Raw genomic sequence first — 13509 nt, forward strand, 5'->3', positions numbered from 1 at the left:
TCCTCAGAGTGCAATGACGCGGTTGTCGATGGGATGATCGGCCTGGAACCGACTGGGTATCTCGACCCCGCCAGCGTGGACAATCATGGTGTTGATGGTGCGGTAGCCGTCGCGACCAGGGCGGTAGACACCCGGTTCGCTCGAAAAAATCATGCCCGGACGCACCTGCGTAGTATCGCCGGGAGCGAGCCAGGGTGCCTCGTGTCCCTCAAGACCCATGCCATGGCCGATCCGGTGTCGTATGGCATCGCCTAGTCCGGCGTTGCGGAGCGCTCCTAGAGCGGCCTCGTTGACTGCTTCGCATGCAGTGCCAGGTCGCAGTGCACGTGCTGTGGCGGTGTCGCAGTCTTCCATCGCTTTCATGATGCGGCGCTGTTCGGCACTCATTTCGCCGACGATAAGAGTAATTCCGCTTTCTGCGTGATACCCGCCCAGTGAGCAGCCGATGCCGGCAATGAGCGTATCGCCAAACAGCGGCTGGCGCCTGCTGGTCGCACCATGAGGCAAAGCGGCGAGGGGCCCCGAATGAACCGAGGCACTGATGCCCAGCTTCGTGCCTGCGAAGGCCTCACCGTGATCGCGCTTGAGTGCGGAAAGGGCGAAACTGGTGCATTCAGCAAGAAGATCGAGCTCAGTTCCGCCCTGCGCAATGATATTGCCGCCTTCGTCAAGCAAACGCTGCAGGCAAAGATCCGCATAGCTGGCGGCGACCCGTGTTAAGGCAAACTCGGCTTCGCATTTGATGAATCGAGCTGGAGCGACAAGGTCCTCCAGCACGACCTTGTCGAGCATGGCCTCAAGCGGTGCGAGTAGCCGGGCATCGAGCCCATCGACTGCTAGCTTTTTCGCCAAGCTCTCCCGCGCCATCCACAGGACGGGATGTTCGTGACCCGGAAACTCGTCGTAGATTTTGATCACGACGCCTTCGACAGGTTCTGCGTTTTCCAGCTCCAGAAGCGGTACGAACAGGACGGGCTTGCCCACCGCCGGGACAAAAAGACCGACCGGGCGCTCGTTGACGGAGAAGTTGAACCCGCAGGTATAAAGGACATTGGCAGGCGAGAGGAAAAGAGCGCCGTCCAGGCCGTGTGCGACAATAGCTCCACGCAGTTTTTCCTGGACACCCGAGCGAAAGGCAAAATCGAGTGGTGCAATTTTCGGAAGAGGCGGCGCAGAGCTGTTCACAGCTGCACCTCCCGGTATGGACCCAGAATCTCGATTTCAGCTTTGACCCCAAGCTCTCTTCGCAACGCGAGGAGGTCCTTCAGAACCTCGTCGTCCAGTGGCACACCATCCTTTGACTTTCTGTCGACCCTCCGTGCTTCCTGTTCTCCAGGGATGAGGATGTCGGAAAACCCGGGCCTGGTCCTTCGAGACTTGACCATCCCTGCGAAAGCGCCCATCCGCTCCTCGAAGAGATCGAGGGGCATGAACCATTCGATATCGATTGCCGTGAGAGAGTGCGAAACGTCCTGACGCTTCGGATCGGCATAGGGGGTGAGCCCGAAACCGCCACCGGAAAGGACACCGGTCAATACGTCGGTCATAAAGGCAAGGCCATAACCCTTGTATTCGCCTATGGCGAGGAGAGGGCCTTGCATGGCTACATTGGGATCATCGGTGGTTTCGCCGTCTGGGGTCAGTGCCCAGTCGAATGGCATCTTCTGCCCTTCGCGTGCGCGCCACTGCATCATGCCCTTGCCCGCAGTGGTAAGGGCAAAGTCCATTACAGCCGGGAAGCCGAGATTGGTGGGAGCGGCAATGCCCCACGGGTTGGTGCCGACCGCCCCTTCGCGAGCGCCCCACGGGGCCATCTCCGGGCCGGCATTGGTGTAGGCGACACCGACACACCCCGCTTCAACAGCTTGGCAGGCATGGACGGCGGACGAGCCGTAGTGAGTGGAGTTGCGGACGATCACCTGGCCGATACCACAGGTCTTGGCTTTGGCGATCGCAAGCTTCATGGCGCGGGCAGCAGCCACTGTGCCGATGCCGTTGTGGGCATCGACCAGCGCAAGCGCCGGACTTTCCTTGACCACTTCCCATTTGGCCCGCGGATCGATGAGCTTCTCACTGATCCGCTTCTGGTAGTTGCGCAAGCGACGTACGCCCTGACCATGGCCTGGGTGAAAGCGCAATTCCGAGAAGATTAGAGCATCGGCGAAGGTTGTGGCGTCATCCTGCGCCAGACCGAGCTGTACGAAGCCCTCGGCAATGAAAATTCGAAGGCTTTCGCGCGAGACATTTGTGAGGGAGATCGCCACGACGTTCAGTCCTCGAGATTGAGAAGGGTCTTGAGGTTGGCATCTGGCGCAGGGAAACAGCCGAGCTCTCCCTGCGGTGCCGTCATCAATACGGTGACACCTGGTCCGAAACCCGCGCGGGGGCCGTCGGTTTGCCCGACAATGCCGATCGATACGGCGCCGCGCAGATAGCCGTGATTGTAACGACTGTCCGTGTCCTCGAACGCCACGATGTCGCCCAGCCTGAGCGTGTCCAGTCCGGCCTTGGCCAGTGCCGCCCGATCAGTAGACTGTATATGCAGGCTGCCTGCATCTGAGCTAAGTCCCGCACCGGCGCCAACCAGGTGGGAAGGGATTGTGGCGACAACACCGATCTCCATCTTGCCGTTGTTCGTGCGTTTGGCGAGAACATCGAACAAAGTCGGGGACAGGCTTTTGCAGGTGACGCCGGGGTGGCCGTCGACCAACATGCCAATGCCAACGGATCGGACGACTATCTGGTCGCCAACCGACATTTCCTTGCGGACGGATTTGGGGAAATGCAGGATAAGTTGTTCGGAAAAGCGACCGGATTTACCCGTCACCACGCCCTTGGCGCCTTGAGCCCGGCCCGTCATGACCACGGCGGTGTTGCCCACGCATGCAAAGACGGTGAGGCCGCGATTCTTCATGTCGTCGGCGGCCTTGATCGAAATGCCTGGGTGAATGCAATCAGCAGCCCATCCAAAAGCGCTGTCGCCTACCGAAACATTATAGACGATGCCACCCCATGTCGGCAGCAGGAAGGGCCTGCCATCGGCCGAGAGCCGATAAGGCTCGGCCGGCAAACCAGGGAAGCCCGGATGGACGATAGCGCCGCCGACCGATACTGACACAAGATCTTTTGCGTTTACGGAAATTGTCATTTGTCCCGTCCGATTCCGAAATAATTGGCAATGTTGGCGGCCGGATCGATCTCGAAATCGATCGATCCGTCAGTAGCCGTCATCAGCGTCAGAATGCCGGGGCCGTGACCGGTCATGACTGAATCTCCGTGAATACACAGCGCTATGGAGATGGCTCCCTTGCGATAGGACCGTCCAAAGTGATGGTCAGCATGGCGAATGGCTATGAGATCGCCCAAGCGCATCTGATCGATGCCGAGGTCCGCCATCAGTAGGCGGTCGCCGCTCATAAGGTCCTGATCAACATATTCGGAGTTGATTTCCGCCCCTGAACCCATGATCTCGATAGGCAATTCCATCGCCACAGGCACCCTTACCGTGCTGTCGCTTGCGCGCCGAATACGAAGTGCCGTCAATAGGTTGGGGCTTGTCTTCTTAAATTCGATTCCGGGAAACTCGGTGAGCGCAATGCCGCGCCCCAGTGCTTCGATCTGGACCTGATCACCAATGTTCAGCTTCTCGTTGACCTCTTCGGGGAAGTCGATGAGCAAACGTGCATGTTCGCCCGTCACAATGCCCTTGGCGCCTTTGGCAAGACCTGACGTGACGGTCGCCTCGTTGCCAATGCAGGTGAGATAGTGGAGCGCGAAGTCATTTTTCTCGTCCGGATGCGCGATCGACACGCCCGGCTCAACATGATCTCCGGCCCAGCCGAAGGCGCGGTCTCCGCTTCTGACATTGTAGGTTACTCCGAACATCCCGGGCAGCAGAACGCTCTTGCCGTCCGGATGTTGAAGGTAGGCGCCTGGGCGTAGCGAGGGTTGGCTCACATAGCCGCAGACCGCCATTGCGACGAGCTGCTCGGCATTGGATGTCAGGTCCGAAGGCGCTCCGTTCATCTGTCCCTCCCGGTTTTTTTTCGATGGGCTTCTTGCATCGCTTGACAACCGTCCAATTCCCTGTCCAACTTTAGCTAATCTGATTGTCGACAATCTAATTGATGACATCAGTGCACAGATGACGGGGCCCGTCAAGCGGTCGAAAGAAAAAGCGATGCCAGCAAATCAAAGGCTGGCAGAAAGCGGAAAGGTATTTTGCGTCAATGAGTTACGCTAAGCTCATGGATCGCATTGGGCAGGTGAATGACTTGCTCAATGCTCAGTCCATTCTCAGCTGGGATGCGCGCACGATGATGCCAGAGGGTGGGCATGGAACGCGTAGCAAGCAGCTTGCCACCCTATCCGTCCTAACACGTGACCTGCTTGTATCAACCGAAACGCGCCGTCTGCTGGAGACAGCCGAGAGCGAGGTCGCCTCGCGCTCGGAGGCGGGCGTCGAGGCGGGAATGGTGCGCCAGGTGCGCGAGGCAATCGACTATCACGAAGCCATTCCGGCCAATCTAACCCGCCGGCGGGCGGAACTCGGCTCGATCGGCCATGCAGTTTGGGCCAAGGCGCGTGCCGAGAGCGACTTCTCGCAATTCGTTCCACTGCTTGAAGAAACCGTAGCACTCAATCGCGAAATGGCAGAGGCCATCGGTTACAAGGAACACCCTTACGATGCACTCATGTATCGCTTCGAGCCCGGTGAGACTGTTTCTTCGCTGAAGCCGCTCTTTGCGCGCCTGCGTGAAGGGCTCCTGCCGCTCGTCAAGACAATAGCGCAGAAGGAACAGCCGCGCTTCGATTTCCTGGAGCGTAATTTTGCGCCCGACAAGCAGCACCAGCTGTCGCTCGCAATGGCACAGAAAATTGGCTACGACCTCAAGCGTGGTCGCCTCGATACGACACTACATCCGTTCGAAGTATCCTTCACGCGCAACGATGTGCGCATCACAACGCGCTTCTATCAGAATTATCTCCCGGCGAGCTTGTTTGGCGCGCTGCATGAGGCTGGCCATGCGCTTTACGAGCAAGGCGTGGATCCGGCATTTACACGCACGCCCTTCGCCACCGACTTGGTCGGACTTTATGCGGTCGGCGGTGTGAGCTTCGGGGCGCATGAATCCCAGTCGCGCCTTTGGGAAAATCATGTCGGACGCGCGCGCAGCTTTTGGGATCTCCATTTCGGGACGGCGAAGGAAATCTTCCCTGAGCAGCTTGCCGATGTTTCATCGGAAGAATTCTGGCGTGCCGTAAACCGCGTTCGCCCTGGTTTCATCCGGGTTGAGGCGGACGAGTTGACCTATGATTTCCATGTCATGTTGCGTACCGACATCGAAGCTGCGCTGATCGACGGCTCGCTCAAGGTCCGGGATCTGCCAGAGGCCTGGAATGCCAAAATCAAGGAGTATCTCGGGCTAGATGTTCCCAATGACGCAATGGGCGTGCTTCAGGACGTTCATTGGTCCTCCGGGCAGATAGGTACCTTCTGCAATTACACGATCGGCAATGTGATGGCAGGTCAGCTGTTCGAGACCGCGAGCAGGGATGCGACCATCACGAGCGGCCTGAAAGACGGCAACTACGACCGGCTCCGCACATTCATGGCTGACAACATCTATCGGCATGGCCGTCGCTACGGTCGCGACGAGCTGCTTGTCCGTACTACGGGCCGCAAGCTCGATCCTGAGCCGTACATTTCGTATCTCACCGCGAAATACACCGAAATTTACGGCCTCTGAGGGGACGAAAATGGAAACAACCGATTTGCACTCGAAGCGCCTTGCCGACCGCATCAAACTTCGGGAAGAGCACCTGATCACGAAAATGGCCAACCTTGCCGAAGGGCTCGCAGATGTCATCCGGCTGGGCCGCGGAGATCCCGATCTCGATACGCCGGCCCACATCATCAAAGCAGGTCAGGAGGCCCTGGGCCGCGGCGAGACCCACTATGGCCATCCGCTCGGATTGCCCGCACTGCGCCAAGCCATAGCGGCGAACATCAAGGCGTATGGTGGTGCCGACTATTCTCCAGACGAGATCGTCGTCACTCCAGGCGGTCAGCACGCCATGTTCGTCATTGCGCTCTCACTGCTTAACCCCGGCGACGAGATCATCGTCCCATGCCCTGGCTACAATCCATACAGCCAGGCCGCCGAACTGGCCGACGCCACCGTAGTTCCGGTCCGTATGACGATGGCCACGAATTTCACTCTCACCGCAGAGATGGTGGCCAGACATATTACGCCGAAATCAAAGGTCCTTGTGCTGATCAACCCGAACAATCCGACCGGCACTGTCACTCCTCCCGATGAAGTGGAAAAGATCGCGAAACTGGCGATTGAACATGACCTGATCGTGATTTCGGACGAGATCTATGCGCGACTCACCTACGGCAATCAGCGCATTCAGCCTGTTGCGGCGCTGCCGGGTATGCGCGAGCGCACAATCACGCTGTCAGGCTTCTCCAAAGCTTACGCGATGACGGGTTGGCGCATCGGCTATTTCGCCGGCCCGCGCGAATTGATTGTTCCCATGGCCGAAATCAACCACGCCTTCGCCATTTCGGTTGCTTCCGTCAGCCAGCACGCCGCACTGGCGGCGCTCAATGGCTCCCAAGATTGCGTCGAGGAGATGCGCCGGACCTACGATCAGCGCCGCAAGGTCTTGTGCGAGGGATTGGAAGCAATCGGCATCCCCCATGCCGAAACCCAGGGCGCCTTTTATGTCTATGCCGATGTTTCGGTCACAGGATTGCCTGCAAGCGAATTCTGCCAGCGGCTGCTCTCCGAAGGCCGGGTGATGATCTATCCGGGCGTCATTTATGGCGACCACACCGACGATTTTGTGCGCATGTCGCTGACACAGTCAGTCGAGCGCATCCAAGAGGCAGTTTCGCGTATTGCGGCGGTCGTTGCCACTATCCGCGCCGAACGCAAATCATCCGTAGCTTGAGGAGCCACAATGACCATCAAATCCGACAATCCAAACATCAAGTCGATAAAGCACATGGCCTTTGCCGTGCGCGACGCCAAGACTGCGCTCGGGGCTTACTCGAAATTCCTCCATGTGCCGACCGACACTCAGCTCATCGACTATCCGAAATCCAAGAACCGCGTTGCCCTCTTCAATCTGGGCGGTATCGAATATCAGCTTTGCCAATCGCTTGAGGAAGGCGGCCGCTTCGACGCCTGGATCAAGGAGCGTGGCGCCGAGGGCCTTCATCACATCTGCTATGAAGTCGAAAACATCGAGCAAGCGCTCGATCATGCCAAGTCGCAAGGTGCCCAGACGCGTATCTGCCAAGCTTGCGGTGTCCACGGCTCTCACCCCCATCCGGAAGGCTATGTGGCTTTCCTCGACAACGATGCCGGCGGCATCGAGATCGAGTTCATGCAGGTATACACCCCTGAAGAGCTTGAAAAATACAACGAATACAAGGGTATCTGAGCATGACCGAAGCTAGAACTGTAACCATCGGCACTGCGAGTGCCAAGCCCGGCGAGATCGTGCGCGGCACCATAGCTGTCACCGAACTGGCCGGGGGCTCGAAAGTTGAAATTCCGCTGGTTATCGTCAACGGCGTCAACCCCGGCCCGGTCTTCTGGGTGAACGGCGCCATCCATGGCGATGAGCCTGAGGGTCCAATGGCCTGTGCCATTGCTCTCCGGGAAGTTGATCCCAAGCAGCTTTCCGGCACATTGGTGATGGTTCCGGTCATCAATGTAATGGCTTTCGAGAATGCCAATCGCGGCAATCCGCTCGACACGTTCTCGTTCGACATGAACCGCATCTATCCGGGGCGTCCCGATGGTTACCTTTCCGAGCGCATTGCCTGGGCGCATTCGGAGTGGATGAGCAAGATCGCCGATTTCGAAATATCGATCCATTCGGGTGGGGCTCATTCATTCCTGGCAAAGGCGATCTTCGTCGACGAAACGCCCGCCTCGGTCGAACTCGCGAAAGCGATGGGCGAAGGCTGGGGATGCATTATGAGCAACTTCCTGCCCAAGGGTTCTCCGATGGCGCAGATGAAAGCCATCGGCAAGACCGGCATTACAGTTGAACTTGGCGGTCGATCTGCCACCTCGCCGGAACGCTTTGCCGAGGTATCGCGCGAACTCGCCAATTCGATCGTCAACATCCTGCGCCACTACAAGATGTATCCCGGCCAGGCGACCTACCCGAAGGACGCCACCAAGGGGCAGCAAGAGGCACTCCTTGCTCCTGCGTCAGGCATTTTCGTGGCCACGCCCGGAGTCGATTTCCTCAAGCCAATGAAGAAGGGGGATTCGATTGCCAAGATCGTCAACATCTTTGGTGACGAGCTCGCCGAATTGAAGGCACCTGCAGACGGCATGATTTTCGGCCTCCGCGCTTTGCCCAATGTCAACACCGGGGACTGGTGCTGCTTCTTCAACAAGGTTGAAGGCAAGCGGGACTGAGTGGGAAGCGAGAGGCGAGGTAGATGGACGCAATGCGTGATTACGTGGGATATGCCAACCATCCACCGCAAGTGCGATGGCCTGGAAGCGCTTCAGTCGCTGTCAATTTCGTAATCAACTACGAAGAGGGCTCGGAGTACTCTATCGACGATGGAGATGGTCGTTCAGAGACCTCTCTGATCGAGGTCAATGCCCCGCGTGTTCCGCTGGGTGAGCGCGACCTCGCCTCTGAAAGCATGTACGAATATGGCTCGCGGGTAGGCTTTTGGCGACTTTATCGGCTTTTCCGCGAGCGGAATCTGCCAGTCACGATCTTTGCGGCGGCGCTTGCCCTCGAGCGCAATCGGGAAGTTGCGGATGCGATTGCCTCAACTGATTGGGATATCGTTGCCCATGGCTATCGCTGGGTGGAGCACTATCGCCTAGATGAAGCAACAGAACGAGATCATATCTCCAAGGCATTCGAGACGATCGAGCGGGTCGTCGGTCGTCCTCCAGGCGGCTGGTACTGCCGTTACAGCCGCAGCATCCATACACGCCGACTTGTGGTCGAACATGGCGGCTACGGCTACGACAGCGATGCCTATAACGATGAGATACCTTACTGGACAAACGTTGCCGGCAAGCCTCATCTGGTGGTGCCCTATTCGCTCGTCACCAATGACGCCAAAATTCTTGCCGGCGGCGGCATGCAGAGCCCGACCGACTATGCGCAATTCCTGATCGAAAGTTTCGAAGTACTTCAGCGCGAAGGCCAGACGACGCCGCGCATGATGTCGGTGGGCCTGCATCCGCGGGTGATAGGCCACCCTGGCAGGTTTTCTGGTCTGGTGAAATTCATCGATCACATCTCCGGTCGCGACGGCGTGTGGATCGCTCGTCGTGCAGACATAGCTGAGCATTGGCGTCGGGTGATGCCCCCAAGGGAGGGTGAATGAGCCCGGTAATGCACGTTTCGCGCGTCATAGAGGTCGAGCCGGCCCCGTCGGACCACGTCTTCGAGCCTTTTGGTGCCATAGTTCGCCGTCCGGACGATTATGGCGAGCGCCGGTTCTATTCCGAATGGCTCGGTGGCGAAGGTTTGACGCCACTCTTTCATGTCAACAAACTTGCAGAGACCCGCCTACCGGCACAGATAGATCGGTTGGAACGCCATCCCCATGCGGCGCAATGCTTCATTCCGCTGAACGTGGAACGCTACCTCGTCACGGTGGCGCCGGCGCTTCGCGACGGCACGCCTGACCTCCTCAACATAAGGAGCTTCCTGTTCCCGCCCAGCCTGGGGGTGATTTACCGACGTGGTGTTTGGCATGCTCCGGCCAGCGCGCTCGGGCGGCCGGGAGCATTTGCTGTTCTGATGTGGCGTGGCCGGCAAGACGACGACGAGTTTCTCGACATCCCAACGGTTACCCTGGCCGTGGAAGGACAGAAAGCATGACCAGAACACCCAAGCTTTACGTTCCGGTCATCACTCCTTTCAACGCGGACCTGCAGGTAGATTGCAACCGTTTTGTCGCCAATAGCCAAGCGCTGCTAGACGACGGGGCAGACGGGCTGGCACCGTTCGGCACCACGAGCGAGGCCAACTCCATGTCAGTAGCAGAGCGCATGGAAATGCTCGATGCCCTGATAGACAGCGGCATCGACGCCGCGCGTCTCATACCTGGCACTGGCTGTGCGGCATTGCCTGACAGCATCGCTCTGACCCGCCATGCCGTATCCCGCGGTTGCCACGGAACGCTCACCTTGCCGCCTTTCTACTACAAAGGCGTATCTGAACAGGGGCTTTTGGACAGTTTCGCTGCCATCATCGACGGAGTAGCCGATCACAGGCTCAGGATCTATCTCTACCATATCCCTCAAATGTCGGGCGTACCGATCACCCCTACATTGATCGAAGCGCTGACAACCAAGTTTCCTGGAGTCTTCGTCGGCCTCAAGGATAGCTCCGGCAACTGGGAAAGCACCGAAGCCATCATCAAGGCATTCCCGGCACTTGAGGTATATTCCGCATCGGAAGCACTGATCCCCCAGAACGTTGTTGCCGGCGGCGCCGGCTGCATCAGTGCGTCGGCGAACATAAATACGCGAAATATCAAGGCGTTGATGGCTGCGCTTGGAACTGCGCATGAGGTTGCATTAGCTGCGGTCGTGACTGAAGTCCGCAAGATATTTGAAGGATTGCCGCTGATCCCTGCGATCAAGGCAGCAACCGCACGCCGTCATGGCGATGGCGCTTATGCCATCGTGCGGCCGCCTTTCGTGAAGCTGCCGGAAACTCACGCCGCCGCCATTGAGAGAGCGGTCGAACTGACCTTTGGAAAGGGGCGACTAGTATGAGTGTTGCTGAACCCGCGACCGACATTGCCCGCATCGAGAATGTGCCGTTGCGTGTCTCGGTCGCCGACATCCTTCGGCAGGCCATTGTCAATGGAACGATGAGACCGGGAACGCCCGTCGTCGAGATGGCTCTCGCCGAGCAACTCAATGTCTCCCGGGCACCGGTGCGCGAAGCCATCCAGATCCTCGAGGGTGACGGGCTCATAGAGAATGTGCCTTACAAGGGAAAGCGAGTGAAACCGCTGACGTTGAAGGAGGTGGAGGAACTCTACAGCCTACGCGAGCAGTTCGAGGTTTTCGCCATCCGCCGCATCATTGAACAAGGCGCGGATCCATCCGAGCTGAAGGTGCATAGCAGTGCCATGTTCGAGGCCGCGGAGGCGGGCGATGTGGTGACTTTGATGCTCGCCGACGAGGCGTTCCATCGCACGCTCATCCAGCTCGCCGATCACAGCCTGATGCTGACGATGTGGGAAACCCTCTATCTGAGAATTCGCCAAGTCATGGCCCTGCGAAACAGCGCCAACCGGGATCTGACACGCGTAGCGGCTAATCATCCCCCCATCATCGAGGCCATCGAACAGAGGAACCTATCACTCGCTGTCTCACTCATCGCCGAACACACGCGCTCAGTCTCACCGATCACGCCCGAAGAACTCGGAATCGAGGTGTAGTGATGCGGGTCCTCGTTACTGGCGCTGGCGGTTTTGTCGGAAGCTTCCTGGCGGAAGGGTTCATCGCTGCGGGGCATGCCGTCGTAGCGCTCGACCGCGCCTTCGATCTTCCCGTGCGTGCGCGGTTGTCGGGGGCAACCATCGTAGAGGCTACCATCAATGCTGAAACCCTTGGCCGGCTTGAACCAGTCGAACTGGTGGTACATGGGGCGGCAGTAACCACGGTCCCATCTGTATTAGGCCTTTCAGAAATCGAGCATATCAGGCTGCACTGCAACGCACTGCTTGATGTGCTTGCTTATGCCCGGGAGTGCGGAGCGCGGGACTTCGTTTCGCTTTCATCATCCGCCGTTTTCGACACGGTCGATGGCATCGATCTCCTGCTGGAAACGACGCCAGCAAACGCCACCAGCGCCTATTCGCTCGCCAAACGCGCCTGCGAGATACTCGTCGAGACCCTGGAGAATGACTCGATACGCGCGCTCTCCGTTCGTCTCGGCCCTGTCTATGGGCCCAGCGAACGCTCGCGACAATCTCGGCAGAACGTGTCTTTGGTCAGGCGCTGGGCGGATGCGGCTTCTGCGGGCGAGCCTATTGTCGTTGGTTCACCAGACTCTCGTCGAGACTGGACTTATGGGCCAGATTTGCCAGGTGCAATATTGGCGCTTCTTGCCCGGCAGCCGGCAGTGGCTGGCATTCTCCATTTGACAGCCGGCGAAGCAGTTTCGGACGCCGAACTCGGCGCGTACATGGCAACCCTTTGCGGAGTGAGCTGTCACATCCAACAGGAACGTGGCGCTGTCCGGCGTCTGCCGATGTCAAGTGAGCGCATTACCCCACGCGAGCTTTACGATTGGACACCTCTGGAGCTGGGCCTGACGAAAATTCTGGAGGAACAGCAATGAACTACCGGATCATTCTTGTTGGCCTGGGAGCCAGGGCACAGTTTTGGATGCGCGTCATCCATGACAATCCTGATTGCACGATAGTCGGCCTCATCGATCCGTCTGAAGATGCACGCAAGAGGGCGCTCGCTCAGTGGCCGGAAGCGCAAGCGTCCGCCGATCTCGACCTCATCGATCGTCTCGACGCGGATGCAATACTGCTCGCGACACCGCCCAGCGGCAGAGAGGCGCAGATGGAGGCGGCCTGCCGAGCGCGCCTGCCAATTCTCGCGGAAAAGCCGCTTGCCGATGATGTCGGCCTGGCGGCTCGATATGTTGCAATGGCCGAAGCCGCCGGCATACCACTGATGGTGGGGCTCAATTTCCGGTTTCTGCCCGTTACCCAAAAGACCCGCCAACTCTTCGCCACCAAAATGGGGGCTCCGGAGTTCGCCCGTTTCACTTATGAGCGCTGGCGCGACGGTTGGCAGCCGCGGTTCAACAAATACCCACTCACCATGGCGCAGCCCATGCTCTGGGAGCAGTCGATCCATCACTTCGATCTGCTTCGCTACGTCTATCAGTCCGAGCCAGTAAAGATCTTCGCCAAGACGTTCAATCCAAGTTGGTCCATGTATGCGGATGACGCCAACGTCAGCGCGATCATCGCCTTCGCCAACGGAATGATCGTCAACTACCAGGGGCTGTGGCAAGCAGGCTGGAAGGAGCCGAGCTTTACCTGGCGGCACGACTGCGAAAAGGGCGTTGTGATCCAAAACGATCAGTTCGGCGATCTGACCTATGCCCTGCATGACGATCCAGCGCCGATCAATGTGCCGCTGCCGCCATACGAGCAGTGGTACCATGATGCCGCTGCTCTGCTGACCGCCTTCGTCGCCATGCTGAAGGGCGAGGCGGAACTCGTATGCTCGGGGCGGGATCACCTCAACTCGTTGCGTATGGTTGAAGCCTGCATCATCTCGTCCCGGACCGGTGAAGCAGTCAATCCCGCAGAGCTTGAAAGCATTTCGGTGTCTGTGCCCGCGAGCCAGATGCAGGAAATCGGCAATGGGAACCGACAATGAGAAGGAGGATATGCGCAATCACGGCTATGCGGCCACAGAAGTGAAAAGCGTGACCGCATAGGATGGAAAAGAG

Annotated in this window: 14 protein-coding genes; 10 read left to right on the forward strand and 4 right to left on the reverse strand. The window is 58.5% G+C overall.

Annotated elements, in window-relative coordinates; genetic code table 11:
- Positions 1–3: 3 nt before the first annotated feature.
- From B015_RS0128855 to B015_RS0128870, 4 genes are read right to left on the reverse strand one after another with little or no spacing between them, the layout of a single operon-like run.
- Positions 4–1185: a Xaa-Pro peptidase family protein gene (locus tag B015_RS0128855; protein WP_018431248.1), complete on the reverse strand. Its 1182-nt coding sequence runs from the start codon at positions 1183–1185 to the stop codon at positions 4–6.
- Positions 1182–2264 carry an Ldh family oxidoreductase gene (locus tag B015_RS0128860; protein WP_018431249.1) on the reverse strand — a complete coding sequence of 361 codons (1083 nt, stop codon included), beginning with the start codon at positions 2262–2264 and terminating at the stop codon, positions 1182–1184. Before B015_RS0128860 ends, B015_RS0128855 begins: the two co-directional genes overlap by 4 nt.
- Positions 2265–2269: 5 nt before the next feature.
- A complete protein-coding gene (locus tag B015_RS0128865; RefSeq protein ID WP_018431250.1) occupies positions 2270–3148 on the reverse strand; it encodes a DUF4438 domain-containing protein in 879 nt (292 codons plus the stop codon).
- Positions 3145–4026: a DUF4438 domain-containing protein gene (locus tag B015_RS0128870; protein WP_018431251.1), complete on the reverse strand. Its 882-nt coding sequence runs from the start codon at positions 4024–4026 to the stop codon at positions 3145–3147. Before B015_RS0128870 ends, B015_RS0128865 begins: the two co-directional genes overlap by 4 nt.
- A 203-nt stretch (positions 4027–4229) precedes the next feature.
- Between B015_RS0128870 and B015_RS0128875 the strand changes: the two genes are divergently transcribed.
- From B015_RS0128875 to B015_RS0128920, 10 genes are read left to right on the forward strand one after another with little or no spacing between them, the layout of a single operon-like run.
- Positions 4230–5750: a carboxypeptidase M32 gene (locus tag B015_RS0128875; RefSeq protein ID WP_026227863.1), complete on the forward strand. Its 1521-nt coding sequence runs from the start codon at positions 4230–4232 to the stop codon at positions 5748–5750.
- Between the two features lie 10 nt (positions 5751–5760).
- A complete protein-coding gene (locus B015_RS0128880; protein WP_018431253.1) occupies positions 5761–6963 on the forward strand; it encodes a pyridoxal phosphate-dependent aminotransferase in 1203 nt (400 codons plus the stop codon).
- Positions 6964–6972: 9 nt separating this feature from the next.
- Positions 6973–7458 (forward strand): VOC family protein, encoded by a 486-nt coding sequence (locus tag B015_RS0128885; RefSeq protein ID WP_018431254.1) that lies wholly within the window; start codon positions 6973–6975, stop codon positions 7456–7458.
- A gap of 2 nt (positions 7459–7460) precedes the next feature.
- A complete protein-coding gene (locus B015_RS0128890) occupies positions 7461–8453 on the forward strand; it encodes a M14 family metallopeptidase (RefSeq protein ID WP_018431255.1) in 993 nt (330 codons plus the stop codon).
- A gap of 23 nt (positions 8454–8476) precedes the next feature.
- The gene (locus B015_RS0128895) at positions 8477–9391 is read left to right on the forward strand and encodes a polysaccharide deacetylase family protein (protein ID WP_026227864.1); all 915 of its coding nucleotides are present in this window, start codon (positions 8477–8479) and stop codon (positions 9389–9391) included.
- Entirely contained in the window at positions 9388–9891 is a 504-nt protein-coding gene (locus B015_RS32330) for an ureidoglycolate lyase (protein ID WP_018431257.1), read from the forward strand. The genes B015_RS0128895 and B015_RS32330 overlap by 4 nt, the downstream gene beginning before the upstream one ends.
- The gene (locus B015_RS0128905) at positions 9888–10793 is read left to right on the forward strand and encodes a dihydrodipicolinate synthase family protein (RefSeq protein WP_018431258.1); all 906 of its coding nucleotides are present in this window, start codon (positions 9888–9890) and stop codon (positions 10791–10793) included. Before B015_RS32330 ends, B015_RS0128905 begins: the two co-directional genes overlap by 4 nt.
- On the forward strand, positions 10790–11467 hold the full coding sequence (locus tag B015_RS0128910) for a GntR family transcriptional regulator (RefSeq protein ID WP_018431259.1): 678 nt from the start codon (positions 10790–10792) through the stop codon (positions 11465–11467). Before B015_RS0128905 ends, B015_RS0128910 begins: the two co-directional genes overlap by 4 nt.
- 2 nt (positions 11468–11469) lie before the next feature.
- Complete coding sequence (locus B015_RS0128915; RefSeq protein WP_018431260.1) at positions 11470–12372, forward strand: NAD(P)-dependent oxidoreductase; 903 nt, start codon at positions 11470–11472, stop codon at positions 12370–12372.
- Positions 12369–13436: a Gfo/Idh/MocA family oxidoreductase gene (locus B015_RS0128920; protein WP_018431261.1), complete on the forward strand. Its 1068-nt coding sequence runs from the start codon at positions 12369–12371 to the stop codon at positions 13434–13436. Before B015_RS0128915 ends, B015_RS0128920 begins: the two co-directional genes overlap by 4 nt.
- Positions 13437–13509: the final 73 nt, after the last annotated feature.

Source organism: Hoeflea sp. 108 (genome assembly GCF_000372965.1).
Lineage (GTDB): Bacteria > Pseudomonadota > Alphaproteobacteria > Rhizobiales > Rhizobiaceae > Aminobacter.